Below are 20,691 nucleotides of genomic sequence, written 5' to 3'. Positions count from 1 at the left end.
CCGTCCTTTCCCGTCAGGCATGACGCCTTCGTCGTTCCGTCACGTGGATCAGCCCCTTCTGGAGCAGGATGAAGATGAAGAGCAGCAGGCCGATCAGGATCTTCGTCCACCAGCTCGACAGCGATCCGTCGAAGGTGATGTAGGTCTGGATCAGGCCCTGGATCAGGATGCCGACCAGCGTGCCGGCGACGAAACCGGAACCGCCGGTGAGCAGCGTGCCGCCGATGACGACGGCGGCGATGGCGTCGAGCTCGACGCCGACGGCGGCGAGCGAATAGCCGGCCGAGGTGTAGAGCGAGAAGACGATGCCCGAGAGGCCGGCGAGGAAGCCGGAGAGCGCGTAGATCGCGACCGTCGTGCGGCCGATGGGCACGCCCATCAGCTCGGCCGTCGCGGCCCCGCCGCCGAGCGCATAGACATTGGCGCCGAAGCGGGTGCGGTGGGCGATCAGGATGCCGGCCGCGAAGACGACCAGCATCAGCCCGCCGATCAGCGTGATGCGCCCGCCGCCGGGCAGCTTGTAATAGAGGCCCTTCAGCGTCGCGTAGAAGGGGTGGCGCACCGGAATGGAATCGATCGACAGCACGAAGGCCATGCCGCGCGCCAGGAACATGCCGGCGAGTGTGACGATGAAGGGCGGCATGTCGAGATGATGGATGATCGCCCCCATCAGCGCGCCGAAGGCCGTGGTGACGAGAAGCGCCAGCGCGAAGGCGGCGAGCGGGTGGATGTCCGTCGCCTGCAGCAGCACGGCGAGGAAAACGCCGGTAAACGCGATGACCGCGCCGATCGAGAGATCGATGCCGCCCGACAGGATCACGAAGGTCATGCCGACGGCGGCGATGCCGAGGAAGGCGTTGTCGGTGAGGAGATTGCCGATCACCCGCGTCGACAGCATGTTCGGATATTGCAGCACGCAGACGAGATAGGCGGCGAGGAAGATCGCGACGGTCGCCGTCAGCGGAAGATAGCGCGCGTTCATTTCGCCTCCTCGCCCGCCTTGCCGGCCGCCGTTGCCCGCGGACGCGAGAACCAGACGAAGGCGGACTGCGCCCGCGGCGACTGGATGACCAGGATCAGGACGATGATCGCCGCCTTGATGATGAGGTTGAACTCCGGCGGGAAGCCGGACAGCAGGATGCCGGTGTTGATCGCCTGGATGATCAGCGCGCCGATCAGCGAGGCGGCGATGCTGAACCGGCCGCCGAGCAGCGAGGTGCCGCCGACGACGACGGCGAGGATCGCGTCGAGCTCCAGCCAGAGGCCGGCATTGTTGGCGTCGGCGCCGCGGATATCGGCGGCGGCGATGATGCCGGCGATCGCCGCGCAGAGGCCGGACAGCATGTAGGCGGCGATCAGCAGCACGCCGGTCGAGACGCCCGACAGCATGGCGGCGCGGCGGTTGACGCCAAGCGCCTCGATCAGCATGCCGAGCGCGGTGCGCCGGACCACCAGCGCGACGGCGAGCCCGAAGACGAGCCAGATGACGACCGGCATCGGCAGGCCGAGGAACGAACCGCTGCCGATGAAGATCAGTCCCGGATCGTTGAAGGTGAGGATCGCGCCCTCGGTGACAAGCTGGGCGATACCGCGGCCGGCCACCATCAGCACCAGCGTGGCGATGATCGGCTGGATGTCGAGGACCGCGACGAGCAGGCCGTTCCAAAGGCCGCACAGCACGCCGGTGCCGAGCGTGATCGCAAGCGTCGCGGCCAGTCCGTAACCGGAGGTGATGCAGGCGGCGGCGACCGCGCCGCAGATCGCCATCACCGCGCCGACCGACAGGTCGATGCCCTTGGTGGCGATCACCACCGTCATGCCGATGGCGAGCAGCGCCACCGGCGCGCCGCGGTTGAGAATGTCGATCAGGCTGCCGTAGAGCCTTCCGTTCTGGATCTCCAGCTTGAAGAAGCCCGGAAAGGCGAGCGAGACCATCAGCAGGATGACGGCAAGAGCCGCGACCTGCGGGAAGAGGCGGCGCGCATAAGCCTTGAGGGTCGCGCTCATGTCCCGGCCCTCCCGTCGGATGCGGCGATGGCCTCGACGATGGCCCCGGTGGTGACGCGCTCACCGGCGAGCTCCGCCACATGGGCGCGGTCGCGCAGCACCAGCACGCGGCTCGAATAGGCGACGAGCTCCTCCAGCTCGGACGAGATGACGATCAGCGACATGCCCTTTTCGCAAAGCTCCTCGATGAGGCGGATGATCTCCGCATGCGCCCCGACGTCGATGCCGCGAGTCGGCTCGTCCAGGATCAGGAAATCCGGATTGGTGGCGAGCCAGCGCGCGAGGATCGCCTTCTGCTGGTTGCCGCCGGAAAGCAGGCGGATCGGCTTCTCGCGGTCGGAGGTGCGGATGTCGAGCGCCCTGATGTAGTGGTCGGCGAGCCGGTCCTGCTCGCCGCGGCTGAGCGGTCGCGCCCAGCCGCGACGGGCCTGGAGCGCCAGCGCGATGTTCTCGCGCACCGAGAGGTCTCCAATGATGCCGTCGACCTTGCGATCCTCCGGGCAGAAACCGAATTTCTCGCGGATGGCGGCGCGCGGCGAGGAGAGGTCGAGCGGGCGGCCGTCGGCCTCGGCCGTGCCGCTGTCGGCACGCTCGGCGCCGAAGAGGATTTCCGCCGTCTCGGTGCGGCCGGAGCCGAGCAGGCCGGCGATGCCGACGACCTCGCCCGTGCGCACGTCGAGATCGAAGGGGCGGATATGGCCCTTGCGGCCGAAGCCGCGGAAGCGGTAGCGCACGTCGCCGCCCGGTGCCGCATGGCGGTTACCGCTCCCCACCTCGCCGACGAGCTCGCGGCCAAGCATCATGGCGATGAGATCGCGCCGCGGCAACGCCGCCGTCTCGCGCGTGCCGACGAGCTGGCCGTTGCGCAGCACGGTGATGCGATCGGAGATCTCGTAGACCTGCTCGAGGAAATGGGTGATGAAGACGATGCCGAGGCCGCGCTCCTTGAGACGGCGGACGATGCGGAAGAGCAGCGCGACCTCGTGCGTGTCGAGGCTGGCCGTCGGCTCGTCGAGGATCAGCACCTTGCCGGAGAGATCGACCGCACGGGCGATGGCGACGACCTGCTGCACGGCGACGGAATAGGCCGAAAGGCCGGCCGTGACGTCGATGTCGAGATCGTATTCGGAAAGCAGCGCCCGGGCGCGGCGGTTCATCTCGCGCGCGTCGACGAGGCCGAAGCGGCGCGGCTGGCGGCCGAGGAAGAGGTTCTCGGCGACCGTCAGGTTCGCCAGCAGGTTCACCTCCTGGTAGACCGTGCCGATGCCGAGCTTCTGGGCCTCCAGCGTGTCGCGCGGGTCCACCTCCCCGCCGTCGAGGAGGATGCGCCCGCCATCGCGGCGATAGGCGCCTGTGAGGCACTTGACGAGCGTCGACTTGCCGGCGCCGTTCTCGCCGAGCAGCGCATGCACCTCGCCGCGCGCAAGCGAGAAATCGACGCGGTCGAGCGCCCTGGCGCCGGGAAAGACCTTGTCGATCCCCACCGCCGAAAGAACATAGGAACTGGCCGACTGCATGATCCCGACCCGAATGATATGGACTGTCGAGGCACGCGCCCCGCTTCCCGCAGGATAGCGGAGCGCGCGGGAGAGATCAGTAGCCGAGGCCCTTCTTCTCCTCGTAGACCTTCATCGGATCGTCGGCCTGGGTGTAGAGCTTCGATTCCGTCTGGATCCACTTCGGCGGGGCCTTGCCGTCCTTGCGGTAGGCTTCGAGCGCGTCGAAGGCGGGGCCGGCCATGTTCGGCGTCAGCTCCACGGTGGCGTTCGCCTCGCCGGCGGCCATCGCCTGGAAGATGTCCGGGACGGCGTCGATCGAGACGACGAGGATGTCCGTGCCGGGCTTCAGGCCCGCCTCCTTGATCGCCTGGATGGCGCCGACGGCCATGTCGTCGTTGTGGGCATAGAGCGCACAGATGTTCTTGCCGCCGTCTTCGGCCTTCAGGAAGCTCTCCATGACTTCCTTGCCCTTGGTGCGGGTGAAGTCGCCGGTCTGGCTGCGGATGATCTTCAGGTTGGCGTGGCCGGCGAGCGCTTCCTCGAAGCCCTTCTTGCGATCGATGGCCGGCGAGGAGCCGGTCGTCCCCTGGAGCTCGACGACGTTGCAGTCCTTGCCGGCAACGGTGTCGACCAGCCACTGGCCGGCGACCTTGCCCTCATGGACGAGGTCGGAGGTGACGGCGGTGAGATAGAGATCGTCGGGGGCGTCGACCGTGCGGTCGAGCAGCACGACCGGGATCTCGGCGTCCTTAGCCTCCTGCAGCACCTCGTCCCAGCCGGTGGCGACGACGGGGGCGAGCAGGATGGCGTCGACCCCCTGGGCGATGAAGGAGCGCAGCGCCTTGATCTGGTTTTCCTGCTTCTGCTGGGCATCGGCGAACTTGAGGTCGATGCCGCGTTCCTCGGCCTGTTGCTTGGTCAGCGTGGTCTCGGCGGCGCGCCAGCCGGATTCCGACCCGATCTGCGAGAAGCCGACGGTGAGATCCGCGGCCGAGGCGGTGCCGAAAAACGAGGCAGCAAGGATCGTGGCACTCGCGAGTGCGACTTTGAATGTCATGATTTCCTCCCAAAGAAAGCTGCCGCGCGGCAGCCGGCTTAAAACATCATATTATATTACTATTGTAAACCATCAAATTGGCGACGGCGCACTTTTCCGGCCGGCGGCCGCAAAACGGCAGAACGCGGCCCTTGCCGGCGAAAGCCGCAAAGGCGTCGACGCACGCGAGAAGGCGATGCGCACGCGGCAAAAACGATCGATTTTCAGGAAGAGGGAAGTGGCGCACCGTTCAGGATAAAACTGGGCACCGCTATGTCATTGCAGGGCCTTTATAATTTTGGTTGAACCCGGCTTGATCCGGTCCGTGTTCGGCTTGTTCCGTCTCATGCCGGTGAACGAGATGAGCGCTGCACGGTAATCTCTCTTACCGCGCCCCTTTCTTCAGCTCCTTCATAAACTCGCCGAAATGCGGCAGGAGGGGCTTAAATAGTTCGTGGCTGCGATGTGCCAACATGACCTCGCCGAACAGCTTCAGTCCTATAGCGAGAGCGGTAGCCTCATCTTCAGAGAAAAGAGCTTTGTCTTTCATTCTTTGCACGACCACAAAGATGTCATCATGATTTCTCAAATCGAATGACAGTGAGGAATCCCGCACGGAATTGCCTTTTGCGTCTTCAAGTTGATCGATTGTTATCCTGTATAAATTGCCCTTCATGCACGACCTCCGAGAAAATACCTTTCGACAGCCTTTCATACCGTTTGTAGATGTGTCTATGCAGCCGCTCCGGGACCTTGCGAGAGCTTGGCGATGTAGCGGCCGCCGAGCCGCAGCACGAGCCTGCGCACGATGAACATGAACCCGTTCGTGGGAACGAAAATCTGCGACTTGAACCAGACGAGGCGCAGCTCCTTTTTCACCATCGGACGGAGCGTTTCTTCCCATTTGGCCAGTCCGGTGGCGACATCGCCCTTCGTTACGGAAACCGCCTCGCCCAGCTCGTAGCCGCCCTTCATCGCCATCGAAGCGCCGACGCCGGAATAGAGCGTCAGGCACCAGGCGGAGTCGCCGACGAGCACGACGCGGCCCTTATGCCATTTCGGCATTCGGACCTCGTGCACCGAATCGAACAGATAGTTCTTTCCAGCTCTTTCGAGATCGCTCAGTGCCTCGTCGACAATGCCAGAGCTTTTCATGTCCTTGTACGCCTCCCGAAGCGTTTCGACCGGGGGCTTCTTGAATTGCGCATCGATATCATCTGTACGGTAACTGAAGAGCGCTGTTGGCGTATGATCCTGGAGAGGAAATACGTATAGCGAGCGCGGGCCGTCGTTCAGGATGATGCCGTCCCTCGGGCGGAAGGTCTCAATCTGGCCGCTGAGCTGATAGGCGCAGATGATGGCATTGAGCGAATGCATGAATTCTTCATGTGGTCCGAACACCATCTTGCGCACAGTGGAGCGAAGGCCGTCCGCGCCGACTACGAGGTCGAAGGTCTCTTCGGTTTCGGCCTCGTCGGCGTGACGTAGCCGGACGTGTACCCGCTCACCCCCCTCCGCAATCTCAATCGGGGTGGTGGCGAAGCGAACCTCGATCTGGCCGTCGACCGCCTGCCACAACCCGGCCTCTATGTCCCCGCGCAGAAGGGTTGCGGGCTTGGTGGGCTGGTCGGCAAAGCCTGCGACGCGCACGCGGCTGCCGTCTCCTGTCAGGTGCCAGTTTTCCGAGTTCTCGGGAGTGCGGACGTGAATGCCTGCGGTCACTCCAAGCTTTTCGGCCGCCTCTTTCCCGATGTCGTTCAATCCGATGAAATAGCCGCCGGTACGCCTTTCAGGCGCGCGTTCGACGATGATCGGCTCCCAACCGTTCTTCTTGAGCGAGATGGCGCTGGACATACCGGCGATGCCGAGTCCGACGACGAGTGCACGTGGTTTCATTGTTCTTTTCCGTTCTAGTCAGTGTGGCCGTTGGAGGCAGATGCGGAACCCCGCGCGTCGGGGCTCGCTTGACAGTTGCCGATCGCCTCCAGTCCGGCGATCGCGAAGCTGTAGAGATGCTCGACCAGATCCTCGCGCGGCATGTGACGGATCTCGTCTGCCAAGGCCGAGACGTTCCGCCCGACGACGAGAAGCATCGCGCAAGGGGCAACGACGCTGATCAAGCAACGGAGCAGGGCCGGATCGCCGGATGGGATCGCTGTGATCTCGGCCAGAATGGCGAGCACGAAGGGAAACTTGCCCGGTATCTCGCTCCGCTGCAGCGCCTGAAGATTGGAGGTCGGGGACAAGAACTCGCGGCTCAGAACCCTCGCGTGCCAGCCGTGGTCGAGGGTCGCGCTCTCCACCAGCATTTCGATGAGCAGTCTCAGTTTTTCGCGCGCCGGCAAATCGGTTGAGACCAGTTGCTGAAGGCTCTCGATGCTGACCAGCCGTCGATGGGCCTCGACCAGGACCGCCTGATAGAGGCCATTGCGGCTGCCGAAGTGATAGTTGATCGAAGCAAGGTCAACTTCGGCTTTCGCCGCAATCATCTTGTTTGTCGTTTCCGCGAGACCAATCGAAGCAAACAACTCGCCCGCCGCGTCGAGAATGCGGTGATAGGTCACTCCCCCGTCCGTGCGCTGGGTGCGAACTGTCTTCTTCATGGCGACCACTTGTTCCGGTTCACGCTTCTCTCCGGCCTCTATCGACACCATCACTGTGCCCCCGCAATGATCTGCGCCGTGCCGTTGAACGGCGCCGACAGGATGCGGCCTGTTGTATCGAGCAGAAAGACCCCGGCCTGCCGGAAGCCACCCGCCGTTCTGTCCCGCTCCGCCGTGGAATAGCGGGCGGCGAAGGTCACGAAACGGTCGTGGTTGAAGGCGTCGTTTGAAGGCAATGTGCTGATATCGATGATCTGCACGCCGTTGAGCGCGGCAATCTTCTGGATTTCCGGATCGTCCACCTTGGCCGCGCCGAGGCGAGGCTTGCCGCCGGTGATCCGGCTCGACACGGCCAGCGCGCGATCATCGTTTGAGACGAGCACCGTCAGCGGCGGCGACAGCCGCCCGACGATCGCCACCTGCTTGCGGAAGACGTCGACATCGATGTCGGGGGAGGCAAGTCCGACCTGAAGCCGCGCGATCACGTCGCCCCGACCCTGAAGCCGCAACTGGCGCAGCGCTTCCATGACCAGCCACGCGCCCATGCTGTGACCGACGACCGTCACGCGACCGCCAGAGCGCGAACGGCTGAGCATCGTGAGAAGCTGAACGAGGTCGTCACGGGCATAGGTCGTCGAATCCCGATCGGCGACATAGCCCCTGAAATCGGCCTGCGATGGCCAGGAGAACAGCACGGGCACAGCGTGAGCGCCCGCCTCGGCCTTCAGTTGGGCGAGCCGGAACACCGCCTCCTGATAACTGTAATTATAGCCGTGGACGAAGACGACCACATTGTTGCCTTCGGCTTGCCGCATGCGGCTGACGCTCGCCTCGAAGCTTTTCCGGTCGTGCTCCCGCCGCCCGACAGTGATGAAGTCCTTTGACGGATCGCCTTCGCGCGACGGCGCAGATGCACCGGCCGGCCCGACCGTCTGCATCGTGAACTGCTCGTAGGTCAAAGCCCCACGATCCCCACCGAAAGCGGACGGCGTACCCGAAAGGGAACGATCCGTCACGGCGAAGACGGCGATGTCCTGTGTGTCCGTTGGACGGGCCGCGACAGGATTGAGCGTCTCCGGCCCCGGCCGGCTCGCACATCCTGCCAGCGCTGTTGCAAGAACCAGAAAGGATACACGGCAAGACAGCCCCAAGGACCGCCCGCGAATGCCGATCGGCGCCCGCGCTGCCTCCGGGCCGGAGGAACCACAGCATGCGGACACGGCTCCAGCGTTGGGGGGCGCTCCGGGCATGTGAGGCGCAGGCGCGACGATGGGAGAGCAGGCGTGCGGCAAAGGCGGCTCCTCGCAAACAGGACTCGACAATAACCATCTTTGTGACTAAATTCAATTTAAATTTAGTGTCCATATTTGGTCGCCCGCTCAGCCGCGTTGCCGAAAGTCCGCCTCATGAAGAAAGCCCGTGTCATCGTCCTACTCATCGCCGCACTCGCCGCAGGCGGCTGGTACTGGTGGAACCATCGGAATACCGACGATGCGAGCGCGCTGACGGTTTTCGGCAATGTCGACATCCGGCAGGTGTCGCTCGCTTTCGACGGCAGCGGCCGGATCGCCGAGCTCCGGGCCGAAGAAGGCGACAGCGTCAAGGCCGGACAGGTCATCGGCCTTCTCGACACGAAGACACTGGCGCTTCAGGCCGAGCAGCAGGAGGCCAATGTCGAGGCGCAGCGGCAAACGCTCGCGAAACTTCGCAACGGATCGCGACCAGAGGAGATCGAGCAGGCGCGCGCACAACTGGCATCAGCCGAGGCGGCGGCGACGCGCGCCGACCAGGACTATGCTCGAGCGACGAGCCTGCAGCGTTCCGCGAGTGGTGCGATCAGCGAGCAGACCGTCGATCAGAGACGCGCTGACGCGCAGGCTGCCCAGGCGAAGGTCAATGAGCTGCGTGCAGCGCTCGCACTCGCGCAAGCGGGCGCGCGCGCCGAGGACATCGCTGGCGCCGAAGCGCAATTCAAGGCATCGGAAGCCAGTCTTGCGCTTCTTCGCCACCAGATTGAGCAGGGTCAGCTTCGCGCCCCTGTCGATGCCGTCGTGCGTTCGCGGCTGCGCGAGCCCGGCGACATGGTGACCTCCTCATCGGCGGTGTTCGCGCTGGCGCTGACCGAGCCGAAATGGGTGCGCGTCTATGTCAGGGAGGCCGATCTCGGCAGGATCAGGCCCGGCATGGAAGCGCGTGTTTTCATCGATAGCCAGCCTGACCAACCGATCAGCGGCAGGGTTGGATATATTTCGTCGGTCGCGGAGTTTACGCCCAAATCGGTGCAGACTGAAGAGCTGCGCACCAATCTCGTCTATGAGGTGAGGATCATCGTCGCCGATGCCGACAATGTTCTGCGTCTCGGTCAACCCGCCACGGTGCGTCTGTCGACTAGGGCGGCTCCATGAGCGATCAAGACCTTACCGTTTCGGTCGAGAACCTGCGCAAGACCTTCAAAGGACCTGATGGCGGCGAAGTTGCCGCGATCGACGGGATTTCGATGTCGGTGCGGGCCGGCGAACTGACGGCGCTGGTCGGACCTGACGGCGCCGGCAAGACCACGCTCATGCGCATGATGGCCGGTTTGCTGAAACCTGATGCCGGTTCGCTTTCCGTGCTCGGTATCGACGTCGCGGCCGACCCGCAGTCGGTGCAGGACCGCATCAGCTACATGCCGCAGCGCTTCGGCCTCTATGAGGACCTCTCCGTTCAGGAAAACCTCGACCTCTATGCCGACCTGCACGGCGTCCCCGAGGGCGAACGGAAACAACGCTTCACACGCATGCTCGAAATGACGGATATGGCGCGCTTCACCGAGCGCCCGGCCGGAAAACTGTCGGGCGGCATGAAGCAGAAGCTCGGGCTTGCCTGCACGCTCGTCCGCTCGCCCGACCTCCTGCTGCTGGACGAGCCGAGCGTCGGCGTCGATCCGCTGTCGCGGCGCGATCTCTGGACAATCGTGCAGCAGCTTATCGACGACGAGAAGCTCAGCGTCATCGTCAGCACCGCCTATATGGACGAGGCCGAGCGCTGCGCGCAGGTTTTCGTGATGAACAAGGGCAAGCTGCTGGCAGAGGGCGCGCCCGACGAACTGAAGAAACGTGCGCGGGGTCTGACCTTCACCGCGACGACGCCCGACGGCATGCCGGCGCGCGAACTTCAGGCCCGGCTGATCGACGCGCCCGACTTCATCGTCGATGCCGTGCCGAAAGGCGGCAATGTCAGCTTCATCCGGCAGCAGGACGCCGATGAAGCCCGAATCGGTGAGCTTCTGCGCGACGCCGAAAGCGAGCCGCGCGATGAGGAACTGGAAGACGCCTTCATGATGATGCTGCGCCAGCACGAGGCGCAGGACGGCGAGGCAGCGGCGAAACCTGCGACCGACAAAGCAGCCCCGGAACCCCGGCGCAATGAAGACAAGCCCGTCATCGTCGTACGCGATCTCGTGCGCAAGTTCGGCGACTTCACCGCCGTCGCCAGCACCTCCTTCGATGTCGCCCAGGGCGAGATCTTCGGGCTGCTCGGCCCGAACGGCGCGGGCAAGACGACCACCTTCCGCATGCTCTGCGGCCTCCTGCCGGCGACCAGCGGCCATCTCGAAGTGGCTGGCCTCAACCTGCGCAACGCACGCGCCGAGGCCCGCGGCCGCATCGGCTATGTGTCGCAAAAATTCGCGCTCTACGGCAATCTTTCCGTGCGCGAGAACATGGAGTTCTTCGGCGGCGCCTATGGCTTGCGAGGCAAGGCACTGCGCAAGCGTGTCTCCGCCTCGATCGAACAGTTCAACCTCGATCCTGCCGCGCAGAGCGGCATCCTGCCCGCCGGCTACAAGCAGCGCCTTGCCATGGCGACAGGCCTTCTGCACGAGCCCGACATCCTGTTCCTGGACGAGCCGACGAGCGGCATCGATCCGCTGGCCCGCCGCGCCTTCTGGCGCACGATCACCTCGCTCGCCATGAGCGGCGTGACGATCATTATCACCACGCACTTCATGGAGGAGGCGGAATACTGCGACCGGATCGCCATTCAGGACGCCGGCGAGATGCTGGCGCTGGGTACGCCGCGCGAGGTGCGCAAGCAGGCGGGCGATGCCGGCACCGACATGAACAGCGCCTTCATCGCCATCGTCGAGCAGGGCCGCGCCGCCCGTGACAACAAGGCAAAGGACAAGGAGCGGGCGGCATGAGCGCATCCGGCTTCGCCACTCGTCTCGTCGCGCTGACACGCAAGGAAACCCGGCAGATGCTGCGCGACCGCAGCAATCTGGTCGTCGGGCTTGTGCTGCCGGTCGTGCTGATCCTGCTGTTCGGCTACGGCCTCTCCTTCGACGTGAAGGATGCCCGTGTGACGGTGGTGCTGGAGGACAGTTCGCCGACCGCGCGCAACGTTGTCGCCGGCCTTCGCGGCTCGCCTTATATCGCGCCCACTTGGGCGTCCTCGATGGCCGAGGCCGAACGGATGATCCGGGCCGGCCAGACCGACGCCATCCTGCGAGTACCGGGCGATTTCTCACGGCGTCTTGCCGCCGGCGACGGGCAATTGCAGTTGCTGCTCAACGGTGTCGATTCCAATACGGCGGCGGCGATCGAAGGGTATGTCGGCGGGTCGCTCGCGCTGCCGGGCCAGCAGCAGGTGGATCGGGGCGGCAACAAGCCGGCCGCTGCGGCCAACATCACCATCGTGCAGCGCATGTGGTTCAACGAGGCGAGCGAAAGCACCTGGTATCTGGTGCCGGGATTGATCGTGCTGGTCATGACGCTGATCGGCGCCTTCCTGACCTCGCTGCTCGTGGCCCGCGAATGGGAACGCGGCACGCTGGAATCACTCTTCGTCACCCCGGTCAGGCCGCTGGAACTGGTTCTGGCCAAGCTCGCCCCGTACATCGTCATCGGCGCCATCGACCTGATCATGTGCCTGCTCGCCGCGAAGTACCTGTTCCAGGTGCCGATGCGCGGCTCGCTCTGGATCATCATCGTCTCGTCGCTTCTCTATCTGCTGGTGTCGCTCGGTCTCGGGCTGTTCATCTCCGCCACGACGCGCAACCAGTTCGCCGCCAGCCAGATGGCGCTGCTGGCGAGCTTCATGCCGGCGATGATGCTGTCCGGCTTCGTCTTCGACTTGCGCAACATGCCCGTGGTCATCCAGGTGATCAGCCAGGTCCTGCCGGCTACTCACTTCATGGGACTGATCAAGACGCTATTCATGGCCGGAGACTACTGGCCCGACATCCTGCGCAACTGCGCCATCCTCGCGCTCTACGCCACTGTGCTGATCGCGCTGTCGCGCAGGTCGCTCGCCAAGAAGCTGGACTGACGCGATGGCCAGACTGATCACCTATATCGCGCAAGTGCTGTCGCTCATCCGCAAGGAACTGCTGGCGCTGGTCAAGGACCCGGCGAACCGGACGCTGCTCTTCGCTCCGGCGATCATGCAGGCGCTGTTGTTCGGTTACGGCGCGACATACGACCTCACCAATGCACCCTATGTCGTGCTCGACCAGAGCAGGAGCGCGGCCTCCACCGAACTGCTGGCCCGCCTTGATGGAACTGGCGTGTTTCGTCGCGTCGCGTCGCTGACATCATCCGATCAGATTGCGGAGATGATCGACAGCGGCGATGCGCTGCTCGTCATCGGTATCCCCTCGGATTTCCAGCAGCGCTTGGCTTCCGGCCAGCAAGCGCCGTTGCAGCTCATCCTCGACGGCCGCAACTCCTCCACCGCTGGCCTCGCCTCGGCCTATGTCAGCTCGATCGTCACCGCCTACAACCAGTCACTCGGCAACACCTCTTCACTGACGATCGTCCGCCGCGCCTGGTTCAATCCGAACCTCGAATCCCGCTGGAACATCATGCCCGCGCTGATCGCGGCACTCAGCATGATGCAGACGCTCATGCTGGCGGCGCTGTCCGTCGCCCGTGAGCGCGAACAGGGCACGTTCGACCAGTTGCTGGTGACACCGATGACGCCGTTGCAGATTCTGATCGGCAAGGCGCTGCCGTCCATGCTGGTCGGCATCCTCCAGTCGACCCTCATCTTCCTGATCATCCTGTTCTGGTTCCAGATTCCGATGAACGGCTCGGTCTGGCTGCTCTATCTCGGGCTCGCCATGTTCACGCTGGCTTCCGTCGGCATCGGCCTGTCGGTATCGGCGGTGTCGCTGACCATGCAGCAGGCCATGCTCTACACCTTCATGCTGGTCATGCCCTTGATGCTGCTATCCGGGTTGCTGACGCCTGTACGCAATATGCCGGCGATCCTGCAGGTCGCCACCTATGTGAACCCGCTGCGCTTCGGCGTCGACCTCGTGCGCCGCGTTTATCTCGAAGGTGCCACCTTCGCGGATGTGGCGTCCAACTTCGTGCCACTGCTCGCCGTCGCCGCCGTCACCCTGCCACTCGCCGCATGGCTGTTCCGGAATCGGATGGCTTGAATTACCGCCGTCAAGTCTCATTCGCTCTTACCGACGACGTAGCTTCCAAGCATTATTTCCTGCATAGGTGAGACGAGCGCACTATATGATGACCCCTTCACCAGTTTCGGGATCAACATACCAGCCGCCGGCCTCGGCGAAATGAGCGAGCGTTTCGCCGACGAACTCGTCGTCGTTCAGGAACCCGCCGTCCATATACGACTTCCAGCAGTCCAGCACATTCAGCGCGAGGGTGATGGATTCACGGTTCCGATCGAGCCATGCTCCCATGTCGCTCCCGCTCGTCCGCGATAGCTGGTCGATCAGGTCCGCCGGCACGATAGAGTCGCGGGTCTTTTTCGCGGCCTCCACGAATTGCCCCATCATGGGAGCATCCCCGACCTTGAACAGATCAATCGCGCTCGGCCGTTTTCGGAGGTCCAACGGGTCATATTCTTCCGGTCTGCAAAGCGGGTAAGGAATATCGGTCATCGCCATCGCCTTTCTTTTTGTTGGTTTTGTATGAGGCCAAACGAATGGGGAGGAACCGCTCCACTTCCTTCTCGCGCCGGCTGGCACTCATAGGATGCTACATCGCCGGCAAAGTCAGTCCTTCGGAACAAGCGTCAGGTTCGGGCGGTCGCCGGTCGGTAGCGGCGCGTCCAGGTGCATCTGCGCGGCGGCGCTGTAGGCGTGATGGAGTATCGCCTGCGCCTCGCGCACGCTCCTATACCAGAACGGATCGAGCAGCACGGCGCTGTGGTTCGCCAACTGCCGCTCGATCAATTCCACGACCAGCAGGGTGGTGTGAACCGCCTCGTGGCAGCCGAACGATCCCGGCCCGAATCGGGCTTGCAGGCTGCGGTGGTCCGGCCCTTCGGCTTCCGCGCGCCACCGCTCCTTGAGTGCGGCAAGGCGGTCTTCCTCATATTGATCGTCGCTCATGCTGTTCTTCTCCTTTGGACTATTCCCATCCCGGTCCGCCGCGCTGCGGGCCTGACGGTTTTTGCCGCGCCTGTTCAAGCCGTTCCTGCATGCGGGCACGTCGATCGTCTGTCGTTGTGCGCTGTTCATTGTCAGGCTTTTCGGCCGTGATATCGCGGGCCGTCTGACGCAATTCGCGCTCGCGCTGCTCGCTCTGCGCCTCGCGCAATTGATCCTCGACGCGCACCTGCCTGACAAGATCGCGGACAAGGCTTCGCCGTTCGCGGGCCTCGATCTTGTCGAGCGCGACCGCGCGCCGGTCGATCTGATGGCGCTCCCGGTCGTGCCGGCGATCCAGCGCCTCGTCCTCGAGGCGATGCCGCTCGGCGGCATTGATCGCCGGATTGCGGCGGAGATGCGCGATCACCGACCGCAGGGCGGGAACGCGCTCGAACAGCGCGAACATCCTGCCGGCGATGATGTTGAATAGCTTTCCTTCCTCGGCCTTGTGGGCGGCATGAAGCGCGATGCGCTCGGCGGCATGGGTGACGGCAAGCTGCTGGCGCTTTCCCTCGATCTGACGGTGGCGACGGGTTTCCTGCTTGGCCTTCAGGTCCGACGCCGACTTCGCGCCACGCGCACGGGCCTTCTCGCGCAGCCGTTCATCGACGGCCTGCTGGCGCGCGACCTGCTGCGCCTGCGCCGCGTTGACGGTCGGCAGCCTCTCGGCCGGCAGGTCTGCAAGGCGGGCTTTCACGTCTCTGGTCTTCGCGCCGTCGATCTGACGCGCAAGGGCATGGACGTGGCCGGCCCGGTCCACGACGACATAGGCACGGCGCTCACCCTGGGCCAGCACATAGCCCGCCCGTTCCAGTCCGGCGCGGAAGGCTTCCGCACTGTCGGACGCCCGGAACAGGACGGTGATCTCGCTGCGTCGCTGCTCCGGTGTGAGACCGGATGCCTCGGCCATCGCCTTCTCGGCGAAGGTCACGTCGCGGTTCTTCTCGAACCGGGCGTCGCCGCGATCCTCGGCAAGGCCGGCAGGCAGGGACAAGCCGTAGGCATGGGCCAGCTCCCGGGCGCAGGTGCGGAGCTTCATGCGGTCGTGGCTGAGGCCGATCGCCCGCATGTTGTCGAGGTCGATGCGCGACCATACGACATGGCAATGCTCGCGGCCGTTCTTCACATGGAAGACCACGGCGCGCGGCTGGCCGGTCAGGCCCAGCTTGCCTTCGATATGGTCGATGGCCGCCATGTATTGCTCGCGGGACAGAGGCGAGGACGGGTTGATGGCAAGGCTGTAAAGCGGCTCCTTGCAGCGGGTGCCGGCCGCCACCGCCTCGTATTCCGCGAGCGCGCCGTGAAGGTCGCGGGCGGCGGTCCCGCGCACCTGCGCGATCTCGACACGCTCATTGTCGTATTCGTTCGACAGGTGCGTGGCGAGATCCGCGCCGCCGGCCCGCTGGCTGCCCTTGAGGATCATGGCTGCCTCCCGAGGGCCAGGAAGCAGGCGGTGCGTATCTCGGCGATGTCCCGCAGCGCGGCGGCGACATGCGGATTGTCCAAATCCAGCGTGCCCGCCGCGCCGGCCGCATGCAGGGTTTCGGCAAGGCGGCCGACCTCGCCGAGCAGACGGGCGGTCAGCGTGTGGCTGGCCGTGGGACGCCGGACGGCATGCGGCGGCGGCAGGCTCAACGTCGCGGAGCGAATGAGGGAAGCCACGGGGATACCCGCGCGATCGGCCATTTGCCGGATCGCTTCGGCTTCCTGTTCGTTGAAGCGTGCCGCCAGCATGATCGGGCGCTGGCGGGACTCGCTGCCACTGGCCACGGCGCACCTCCTTTCGCGGGTCCGGGGGCACGGTGTCCCCGGCCGGGTCCAGCGCCGGGGCGCTGGTGCATGGGTGGTCCAGGAGGGAGAGGCAATATCCTCCCTCCCGGTCGATGGGTGTCCAGAGGGAGCACGAAGGCTCCTTCGGTCCGGTGCAGCGGGATACGCTGCGTTGCACGGCAAGGCTCGATGCCGCCCGCCGGGCAATGCCGGGGGATGCAACGGGGGCTGGCTAAAGCCCCCTTGCCAAGATGGCGCGGATAATCCGCGCACATCTTGCAACGCTCAGTAGGTGTAGATTTCAGTATGGGGGATCAAGTTTAGGAACGGCTTAAGATGACATACGCCTGTATGCGCCGCTCAAATTCCCAAACAATTTACAGAACTTAGTGCCATTGGTCAAAAACTGGTCACGCAGGGCTACAGTTGGCACAGTATGCCTTGGCTTCGGCCTCCACGATATAGTCGGACAGGGCGTCATCGACCTCGGCTTCGGCAGCAATGAGCGTCGGCCACCGTCCAGTGGCATCGGCCTTGAACGCGGCGTTCCAGTCTTCGACTAGGATACGGGTCAAGGTCAGATTGTTGGTGCTGACAGCGATGTGGAGAGCCGTCAGTCCCATGAACGGGTCTGTGGCGTTCACGTCCGCGCCAGATTTCAGAAGGTTAATGACAGTCTTGTTTTCTGCACTGTAGGCCGAACGCAATAATTTAATGCTCAATCCAGTATCTTTCACATATCCTCCATTCCGAAAATGTAGAGTATGTATATATTATTTTACAGAAAATATCAATTTAATATTATAAATTACTGATCTGACGTGAAAATTCTATCCAATAAATTCCGCCTCGGCCTCAACAATATAATCCGACAGGGCGTCATCGACTTCGGCTTCGGCGGCGATCAGGGTCGGCCACCGGCCCGCAGCGTCGGCTTTGAACGCAGCATGCCAGTCCTCGACCAGAATGCGGGTCAAGCTCAGATTGTTGGTGCTGACCGCAATGTGGAGGGCCGTCAGTCCCATGAACGGGTCGGTGGCATTCACGTCCGCACCCGCCTTGAGCGCTTCGACCACGCCCTTGATGTCGGCAGCGTAGGCACACCGCAGCATGAGCTGATTGTAGTCCGGGGTGAGCGTTTCGTCGTTGCCGGCAGAGCGCGGCTTCGGCTGGGGAGTTTCGGCCATCAGACAGCCTCCTTCGCCAGGGAGAGCGCGACTTGAGTGGTCGTGTGGACGGCTCGCTCGATTGCCTCTCCGCTGTCGAGATTGGAGATGGATTCGTGCCCGTAGCCGCCCAGGCCATTGCCGCCGGTTTGGGCCAGCCAATAGACGCGCGGCATCCCGGTGGTGACATTACGCATGAGGGCAAACAGCAAACCTTCGGGGCAGGCGACGATCCCCACGTAAGAGCGGCGTGGCGGCGTCTCCAGTTTGATGTCGGCGGCGGTAGGCGCGGCGGCTCCCCAATTCTCGATGGTTTCGCGGATGGACGCGAAGGGGCGGTCCGGAATCAGGTCGATCTCAATTCGCGAGAACGGCACCAGGTCTGCGGGATTGCCCTTGGGCAAGAGCCGCAGAAGCTGGCCGGTCGGCAGGGCGCGCTTTGCGTGGCACGTATATGATCCGGCGACCTCCGCAGGCACGGGCGGAAATTCGCCCTCGCCGCGCCGAACGCCGAGGAAGGCCGTCAACTGTTCGCCAAAGACCGCGACCGGATCATCGCCCGGCAGGCCCTCGGCGAAGCGGGCGCACAGGCGGACGAAGCTGTCGTTCACACGATGCTTTCCGGTGATGAAACGCTGAACGGTGCTCAGGGCGATGGGTTCGCCGCCGTCCTTCCTGAAGGCGAGGCCATTGGCGTCCGCGATCAGATCGCGGAGCTTCGGCGCACCGATTCCATTTTGCGCAAGGTAACGCCGCAGGGCGGCGCGGATGCGGCCGCGCTCCGCGTCGTCATAGAACGTGACTGTCGGAGGTGTCCTCGCCTCCACCGCGTTCTCCATACCGTGACCAGTTTGTGCGCAATCGCAGGCGTCTGATTTCTGGCTTTCTCCCGACTACGCCCCGGCACTTTCTCACACGGGCGCGGAAAGGAAAACGGTCATGGCTAACAATCCGCAGCATCCGTCGCCGTGGGGCGCGTTTTTGGTGGCCGCCGGCTGCGCCTGGGGGGCGTGGTCGGTGCCGAACGATGCCGCGACATGGGCACTCGGCACGGTCAGCGCGATCTCTCTCATTGCCGGCGCGGATCGCCTGCGCGGAGAGCTGGAGCGCGATCGCCGCCGCAAGGAAGCGGATACGCCAAGCGGCGTCTACGGCACGGCGGCGTGGCTGAACGGCGACGCGGCGGCGGGTGCGGGCCTGACCGATCCTTCGGGCCTGTTCCTCGGCGCGCTCGACGGCCGCATGCTGTTCCACAAGGGCAAGGCGCATCTGTTGACCGTGGCTCCGGCCCGCTCGGGCAAGGGAATCTCGGTCGTCGTGCCCAACCTGCTGCACTGGCAGGGCAGTGTTTTCGTGACCGATCCGAAGGGCGAGCTGGCCGGCGTCACCGCCGGGCACCGTCAAAGCCGCTTCGGGCAAAAGGTCGTCATCCTTAACCCGTGGGGCCTGCACGGGCTGCCGCAGCACCGCTTCAACCCGCTCGCCTATCTGGTCGATCTCTACAACGACGAAGCCGGCCGGCGTGGGCTGACGGAGGAAGTCGCGGCGCTGGCGCTGCAACTACTCCCCGAGCCGGAGGACGCGCGCAACCGCTTCTTCCGGGAGGGCAGCCGCAAGCTGCTGCGCGCTCTGATGCTGCATCTGGCGACGCGCGGACAGCCGGAGGGATGCACCCTGCCGGAGCTGTGGCGGCTCCTTCAGAACAGCCGAAGGCTGGATGCGGCGCTGGTCGAAATGGCCGGATCGGATGTGCTCGGCGGCGTGGTCGCAGACCTCGCCGACGACATCGCCGGTGCCATCGAGAAAAGTCCCGAGAGCTTCCAGAGCTTCGCGGAAGGCGCGCGGCAGACCGTTTCGATCTTCGACCCCGCCGGCTGGCTGGCGGGGAGCGTCGAGGCGTCGGACTTCTCCTTCGCCGAAATGAAGACCGGGAAGGTCAGCGTCTATCTGGTCATCCCGCCCGATCGCGTCGCCACGCATGGCATGTGGCTCGGGCTTCTCGCCCGGCAGGCCATCGCGGCGGTCGCGCGCCAGCCCGGCAATACGCCGGTGCTGTTCATGCTCGATGAGTTCGCCAACATGGGCAAGCTCGCGGGCCTGTCGGACGCGCTGACGCTGCTGCCGGGGCTGGGCGTGCGCGTGTGGATGATCGTGCAATCGCTCGATCAGTTGCGCGTCGTCTACGGCACGGCAGCGACCAACACCATCCTGTCGCAGGCGGAAGTCCGGCAGTTCTTCGCGGTCCAGGATTTGGGCCTGGCGAAGATGCTGTCGGACGCGCTCGGGCAGCGGACGGTCAAGACGACCTCCATCAATCTCGGCCGCAAGGAGGACGACGATCCCGGCGTGAGCCGGGGCGAGGCCGCCCGGCCGCTGATGTCGCCCGATGAAATTCGTCTGATGGGGACGGGGGAGCAACTGCTGCTGATCCAGTCCCTGCCGCCGATCCGCGCGGTGCGCGTGCCGTTCTGGAATGTCGCGCCGTGGGGCGAGTGGGCCGCACCCAATCCGGTCGAGGGCGCGCATCCGCGCCCGGAGCCGTCATTCCGCCTGAGCTACTACTGAAAGGAGAATCCCGATGCCCGACTTCAAGGTGAAAGTGGACTCGGCGAAGGGCGACAAGCCCAAGCCGGAATGGCAGCAGCGCAGCATAGCTGCTGCGGACTGGCTCGATGCCCGTCTCGGCGTCCGGTTCTGGACGCTCGCGGCGCTCGTCGCGGGGGGCCTGATCTTCGGCACGCCGCATATGCTCGTGACCTATCGCTGCTCCATCGGGCGCTGCACGCCCGAGCGCGCCTATAGCTGCGATTATGTCGGGATCACCGGCATGAAAAAGGGCATGGCGGCCGACCGCCGGGACGGATGCTCGCCGTTCACCCTGCGCTGACGCGGCCGTCAGACGCCGAAGGCGTCGGCGGCGGACTGGTAGGTTTCGAGAACGTCCACCTCGTTGAGAGGGGTTTTCTCGGGCACCAGCAGAACCCGGCCGGTGATGGAAATGCCGGCCGGGATATAGAGGGCGGTCCCCTTGGCGGTCGTCACCGCGCTGCCGACACGGAAAGCGCGGCTGCGCTTCTGGCCGTTATGCTCGAAATTCTCGAAGACTATCAGATCGTAGCGGGCTGATTTACTTGACATTGCCATATGTATTTCCTCACTCAATTGATGATACGTTATAATATATCATAATCAACGTGAGATTGCTTAGGTATCACTTTTA

General features: G+C 64.3%; 22 protein-coding genes. 6 read left to right on the top strand and 16 right to left on the bottom strand.

All coding sequences use genetic code 11. The annotated features are described in order from the left end of the window. Nucleotides 1-13: 13 nt before the first annotated feature. The 8 genes from yjfF to NNZ72_RS14255 all read right to left on the bottom strand — a co-directional run bounded on the left by yjfF (nt 14) and on the right by NNZ72_RS14255 (nt 8,104). Nucleotides 14-982, bottom strand: a complete 969-nt coding sequence (gene yjfF, locus NNZ72_RS14295) for a galactofuranose ABC transporter, permease protein YjfF (protein ID WP_257315995.1) — start codon at nt 980-982, stop codon at nt 14-16. Then, complete coding sequence (locus NNZ72_RS14290) at nt 979-2,007, bottom strand: ABC transporter permease (protein WP_257315994.1); 1,029 nt, start codon at nt 2,005-2,007, stop codon at nt 979-981. The genes yjfF and NNZ72_RS14290 overlap by 4 nt, the downstream gene beginning before the upstream one ends. After that, entirely contained in the window at nt 2,004-3,524 is a 1,521-nt protein-coding gene (ytfR, locus tag NNZ72_RS14285) for a galactofuranose ABC transporter, ATP-binding protein YtfR (protein WP_257315993.1), read from the bottom strand. Before ytfR ends, NNZ72_RS14290 begins: the two co-directional genes overlap by 4 nt. A gap of 76 nt (nt 3,525-3,600) precedes the next feature. Further along, nucleotides 3,601-4,563: a galactofuranose ABC transporter, galactofuranose-binding protein YtfQ gene (gene ytfQ / locus NNZ72_RS14280; protein ID WP_257315992.1), complete on the bottom strand. Its 963-nt coding sequence runs from the start codon at nt 4,561-4,563 to the stop codon at nt 3,601-3,603. Nucleotides 4,564-4,927: 364 nt separating this feature from the next. After that, nucleotides 4,928-5,218: a DUF3861 domain-containing protein gene (locus NNZ72_RS14275; protein ID WP_257315991.1), complete on the bottom strand. Its 291-nt coding sequence runs from the start codon at nt 5,216-5,218 to the stop codon at nt 4,928-4,930. Nucleotides 5,219-5,274: 56 nt separating this feature from the next. After that, nucleotides 5,275-6,438 carry an FAD-dependent monooxygenase gene (locus NNZ72_RS14270; protein WP_257315990.1) on the bottom strand — a complete coding sequence of 388 codons (1,164 nt, stop codon included), beginning with the start codon at nt 6,436-6,438 and terminating at the stop codon, nt 5,275-5,277. 14 nt (nt 6,439-6,452) lie between these two features. Further along, nucleotides 6,453-7,196 carry a TetR/AcrR family transcriptional regulator gene (locus NNZ72_RS25470; RefSeq protein ID WP_306766311.1) on the bottom strand — a complete coding sequence of 248 codons (744 nt, stop codon included), beginning with the start codon at nt 7,194-7,196 and terminating at the stop codon, nt 6,453-6,455. Then, complete coding sequence (locus NNZ72_RS14255) at nt 7,196-8,104, bottom strand: alpha/beta hydrolase (protein WP_257315989.1); 909 nt, start codon at nt 8,102-8,104, stop codon at nt 7,196-7,198. Before NNZ72_RS14255 ends, NNZ72_RS25470 begins: the two co-directional genes overlap by 1 nt. 447 nt (nt 8,105-8,551) lie before the next feature. Here NNZ72_RS14255 and NNZ72_RS14250 point away from each other — a divergent pair, with 447 nt between their 5' ends. From NNZ72_RS14250 to NNZ72_RS14235, 4 genes are read left to right on the top strand one after another with little or no spacing between them, the layout of a single operon-like run. Next, nucleotides 8,552-9,550: an HlyD family secretion protein gene (locus NNZ72_RS14250; RefSeq protein ID WP_257315988.1), complete on the top strand. Its 999-nt coding sequence runs from the start codon at nt 8,552-8,554 to the stop codon at nt 9,548-9,550. Continuing rightward, on the top strand, nt 9,547-11,328 hold the full coding sequence (locus NNZ72_RS14245) for an ATP-binding cassette domain-containing protein (protein WP_257315987.1): 1,782 nt from the start codon (nt 9,547-9,549) through the stop codon (nt 11,326-11,328). The genes NNZ72_RS14250 and NNZ72_RS14245 overlap by 4 nt, the downstream gene beginning before the upstream one ends. Then, entirely contained in the window at nt 11,325-12,455 is a 1,131-nt protein-coding gene (locus tag NNZ72_RS14240; protein WP_257315984.1) for an ABC transporter permease, read from the top strand. The genes NNZ72_RS14245 and NNZ72_RS14240 overlap by 4 nt, the downstream gene beginning before the upstream one ends. 4 nt (nt 12,456-12,459) lie before the next feature. Beyond that, nucleotides 12,460-13,572, top strand: a complete 1,113-nt coding sequence (locus NNZ72_RS14235) for an ABC transporter permease (RefSeq protein ID WP_257315982.1) — start codon at nt 12,460-12,462, stop codon at nt 13,570-13,572. Nucleotides 13,573-13,653: 81 nt separating this feature from the next. Here the strand turns inward: NNZ72_RS14235 and NNZ72_RS14230 are convergent, their stop codons facing one another. The 7 genes from NNZ72_RS14230 to NNZ72_RS14200 all read right to left on the bottom strand — a co-directional run bounded on the left by NNZ72_RS14230 (nt 13,654) and on the right by NNZ72_RS14200 (nt 18,298). Continuing rightward, on the bottom strand, nt 13,654-14,049 hold the full coding sequence (locus NNZ72_RS14230; protein WP_257315981.1) for a hypothetical protein: 396 nt from the start codon (nt 14,047-14,049) through the stop codon (nt 13,654-13,656). A gap of 108 nt (nt 14,050-14,157) precedes the next feature. Next, on the bottom strand, nt 14,158-14,496 hold the full coding sequence (locus NNZ72_RS14225; RefSeq protein WP_257315980.1) for a hypothetical protein: 339 nt from the start codon (nt 14,494-14,496) through the stop codon (nt 14,158-14,160). A 19-nt stretch (nt 14,497-14,515) separates the two neighbouring features. Then, nucleotides 14,516-15,958, bottom strand: a complete 1,443-nt coding sequence (locus tag NNZ72_RS14220) for a relaxase/mobilization nuclease domain-containing protein (protein ID WP_257315979.1) — start codon at nt 15,956-15,958, stop codon at nt 14,516-14,518. Continuing rightward, on the bottom strand, nt 15,955-16,305 hold the full coding sequence (locus NNZ72_RS14215; protein WP_257315978.1) for a plasmid mobilization protein: 351 nt from the start codon (nt 16,303-16,305) through the stop codon (nt 15,955-15,957). Before NNZ72_RS14215 ends, NNZ72_RS14220 begins: the two co-directional genes overlap by 4 nt. Before the next feature lie 410 nt (nt 16,306-16,715). Next, nucleotides 16,716-17,042: an ankyrin repeat domain-containing protein gene (locus tag NNZ72_RS14210; RefSeq protein ID WP_257315977.1), complete on the bottom strand. Its 327-nt coding sequence runs from the start codon at nt 17,040-17,042 to the stop codon at nt 16,716-16,718. 93 nt (nt 17,043-17,135) lie between these two features. Beyond that, complete coding sequence (locus NNZ72_RS14205) at nt 17,136-17,492, bottom strand: ankyrin repeat domain-containing protein (protein ID WP_257315976.1); 357 nt, start codon at nt 17,490-17,492, stop codon at nt 17,136-17,138. After that, nucleotides 17,492-18,298 carry a hypothetical protein gene (locus NNZ72_RS14200; RefSeq protein WP_257315974.1) on the bottom strand — a complete coding sequence of 269 codons (807 nt, stop codon included), beginning with the start codon at nt 18,296-18,298 and terminating at the stop codon, nt 17,492-17,494. The genes NNZ72_RS14205 and NNZ72_RS14200 overlap by 1 nt, the downstream gene beginning before the upstream one ends. 112 nt (nt 18,299-18,410) lie before the next feature. On the opposite strand from NNZ72_RS14200, the gene NNZ72_RS14195 reads away from it, so the two are divergent. Both NNZ72_RS14195 and NNZ72_RS14190 read left to right on the top strand, forming a co-directional pair. After that, nucleotides 18,411-20,036 (top strand): type IV secretory system conjugative DNA transfer family protein, encoded by a 1,626-nt coding sequence (locus NNZ72_RS14195; protein ID WP_257315973.1) that lies wholly within the window; start codon nt 18,411-18,413, stop codon nt 20,034-20,036. 13 nt (nt 20,037-20,049) lie between these two features. After that, nucleotides 20,050-20,358 carry a hypothetical protein gene (locus tag NNZ72_RS14190; protein WP_257315972.1) on the top strand — a complete coding sequence of 103 codons (309 nt, stop codon included), beginning with the start codon at nt 20,050-20,052 and terminating at the stop codon, nt 20,356-20,358. A gap of 8 nt (nt 20,359-20,366) precedes the next feature. On the opposite strand, the gene NNZ72_RS14185 is transcribed toward NNZ72_RS14190, so the two are convergent. Then, nucleotides 20,367-20,615, bottom strand: a complete 249-nt coding sequence (locus NNZ72_RS14185; RefSeq protein ID WP_257315971.1) for a hypothetical protein — start codon at nt 20,613-20,615, stop codon at nt 20,367-20,369. Between the last annotated feature and the right edge of the window lie 76 nt (nt 20,616-20,691).

Origin of the sequence: Shinella pollutisoli, assembly GCF_024609765.1 — a bacterium.
GTDB classification, from domain to species: Bacteria; Pseudomonadota; Alphaproteobacteria; order Rhizobiales; family Rhizobiaceae; genus Shinella; species Shinella pollutisoli.
The sequence above is the reverse complement of the archived record's forward strand: the minus strand, read 5'-3'. Positions and strand labels throughout refer to the sequence as shown.

Excerpts from the sequence above, each read along its gene's own strand:
- yjfF (WP_257315995.1), bottom strand. The coding sequence starts at position 982 with ATGAACGCGCGCTATCTTCCGCTGACGGCGACCGTCGCGATCTTCCTC.
- NNZ72_RS14290 (WP_257315994.1), bottom strand. The coding sequence starts at position 2,007 with ATGAGCGCGACCCTCAAGGCTTATGCGCGCCGCCTCTTCCCGCAGGTC.
- ytfR (WP_257315993.1), bottom strand. The coding sequence starts at position 3,524 with ATGCAGTCGGCCAGTTCCTATGTTCTTTCGGCGGTGGGGATCGACAAG.
- ytfQ (WP_257315992.1), bottom strand. The coding sequence starts at position 4,563 with ATGACATTCAAAGTCGCACTCGCGAGTGCCACGATCCTTGCTGCCTCG.
- NNZ72_RS14275 (WP_257315991.1), bottom strand. The coding sequence starts at position 5,218 with ATGAAGGGCAATTTATACAGGATAACAATCGATCAACTTGAAGACGCA.
- NNZ72_RS14270 (WP_257315990.1), bottom strand. The coding sequence starts at position 6,438 with ATGAAACCACGTGCACTCGTCGTCGGACTCGGCATCGCCGGTATGTCC.
- NNZ72_RS25470 (WP_306766311.1), bottom strand. The coding sequence starts at position 7,196 with ATGGTGTCGATAGAGGCCGGAGAGAAGCGTGAACCGGAACAAGTGGTC.
- NNZ72_RS14250 (WP_257315988.1), top strand. The coding sequence starts at position 8,552 with ATGAAGAAAGCCCGTGTCATCGTCCTACTCATCGCCGCACTCGCCGCA.
- NNZ72_RS14245 (WP_257315987.1), top strand. The coding sequence starts at position 9,547 with ATGAGCGATCAAGACCTTACCGTTTCGGTCGAGAACCTGCGCAAGACC.
- NNZ72_RS14240 (WP_257315984.1), top strand. The coding sequence starts at position 11,325 with ATGAGCGCATCCGGCTTCGCCACTCGTCTCGTCGCGCTGACACGCAAG.
- NNZ72_RS14235 (WP_257315982.1), top strand. The coding sequence starts at position 12,460 with ATGGCCAGACTGATCACCTATATCGCGCAAGTGCTGTCGCTCATCCGC.
- NNZ72_RS14230 (WP_257315981.1), bottom strand. The coding sequence starts at position 14,049 with ATGGCGATGACCGATATTCCTTACCCGCTTTGCAGACCGGAAGAATAT.
- NNZ72_RS14225 (WP_257315980.1), bottom strand. The coding sequence starts at position 14,496 with ATGAGCGACGATCAATATGAGGAAGACCGCCTTGCCGCACTCAAGGAG.
- NNZ72_RS14220 (WP_257315979.1), bottom strand. The coding sequence starts at position 15,958 with ATGATCCTCAAGGGCAGCCAGCGGGCCGGCGGCGCGGATCTCGCCACG.
- NNZ72_RS14205 (WP_257315976.1), bottom strand. The coding sequence starts at position 17,492 with ATGGCCGAAACTCCCCAGCCGAAGCCGCGCTCTGCCGGCAACGACGAA.
- NNZ72_RS14195 (WP_257315973.1), top strand. The coding sequence starts at position 18,411 with ATGGCTAACAATCCGCAGCATCCGTCGCCGTGGGGCGCGTTTTTGGTG.
- NNZ72_RS14190 (WP_257315972.1), top strand. The coding sequence starts at position 20,050 with ATGCCCGACTTCAAGGTGAAAGTGGACTCGGCGAAGGGCGACAAGCCC.
- NNZ72_RS14185 (WP_257315971.1), bottom strand. The coding sequence starts at position 20,615 with ATGGCAATGTCAAGTAAATCAGCCCGCTACGATCTGATAGTCTTCGAG.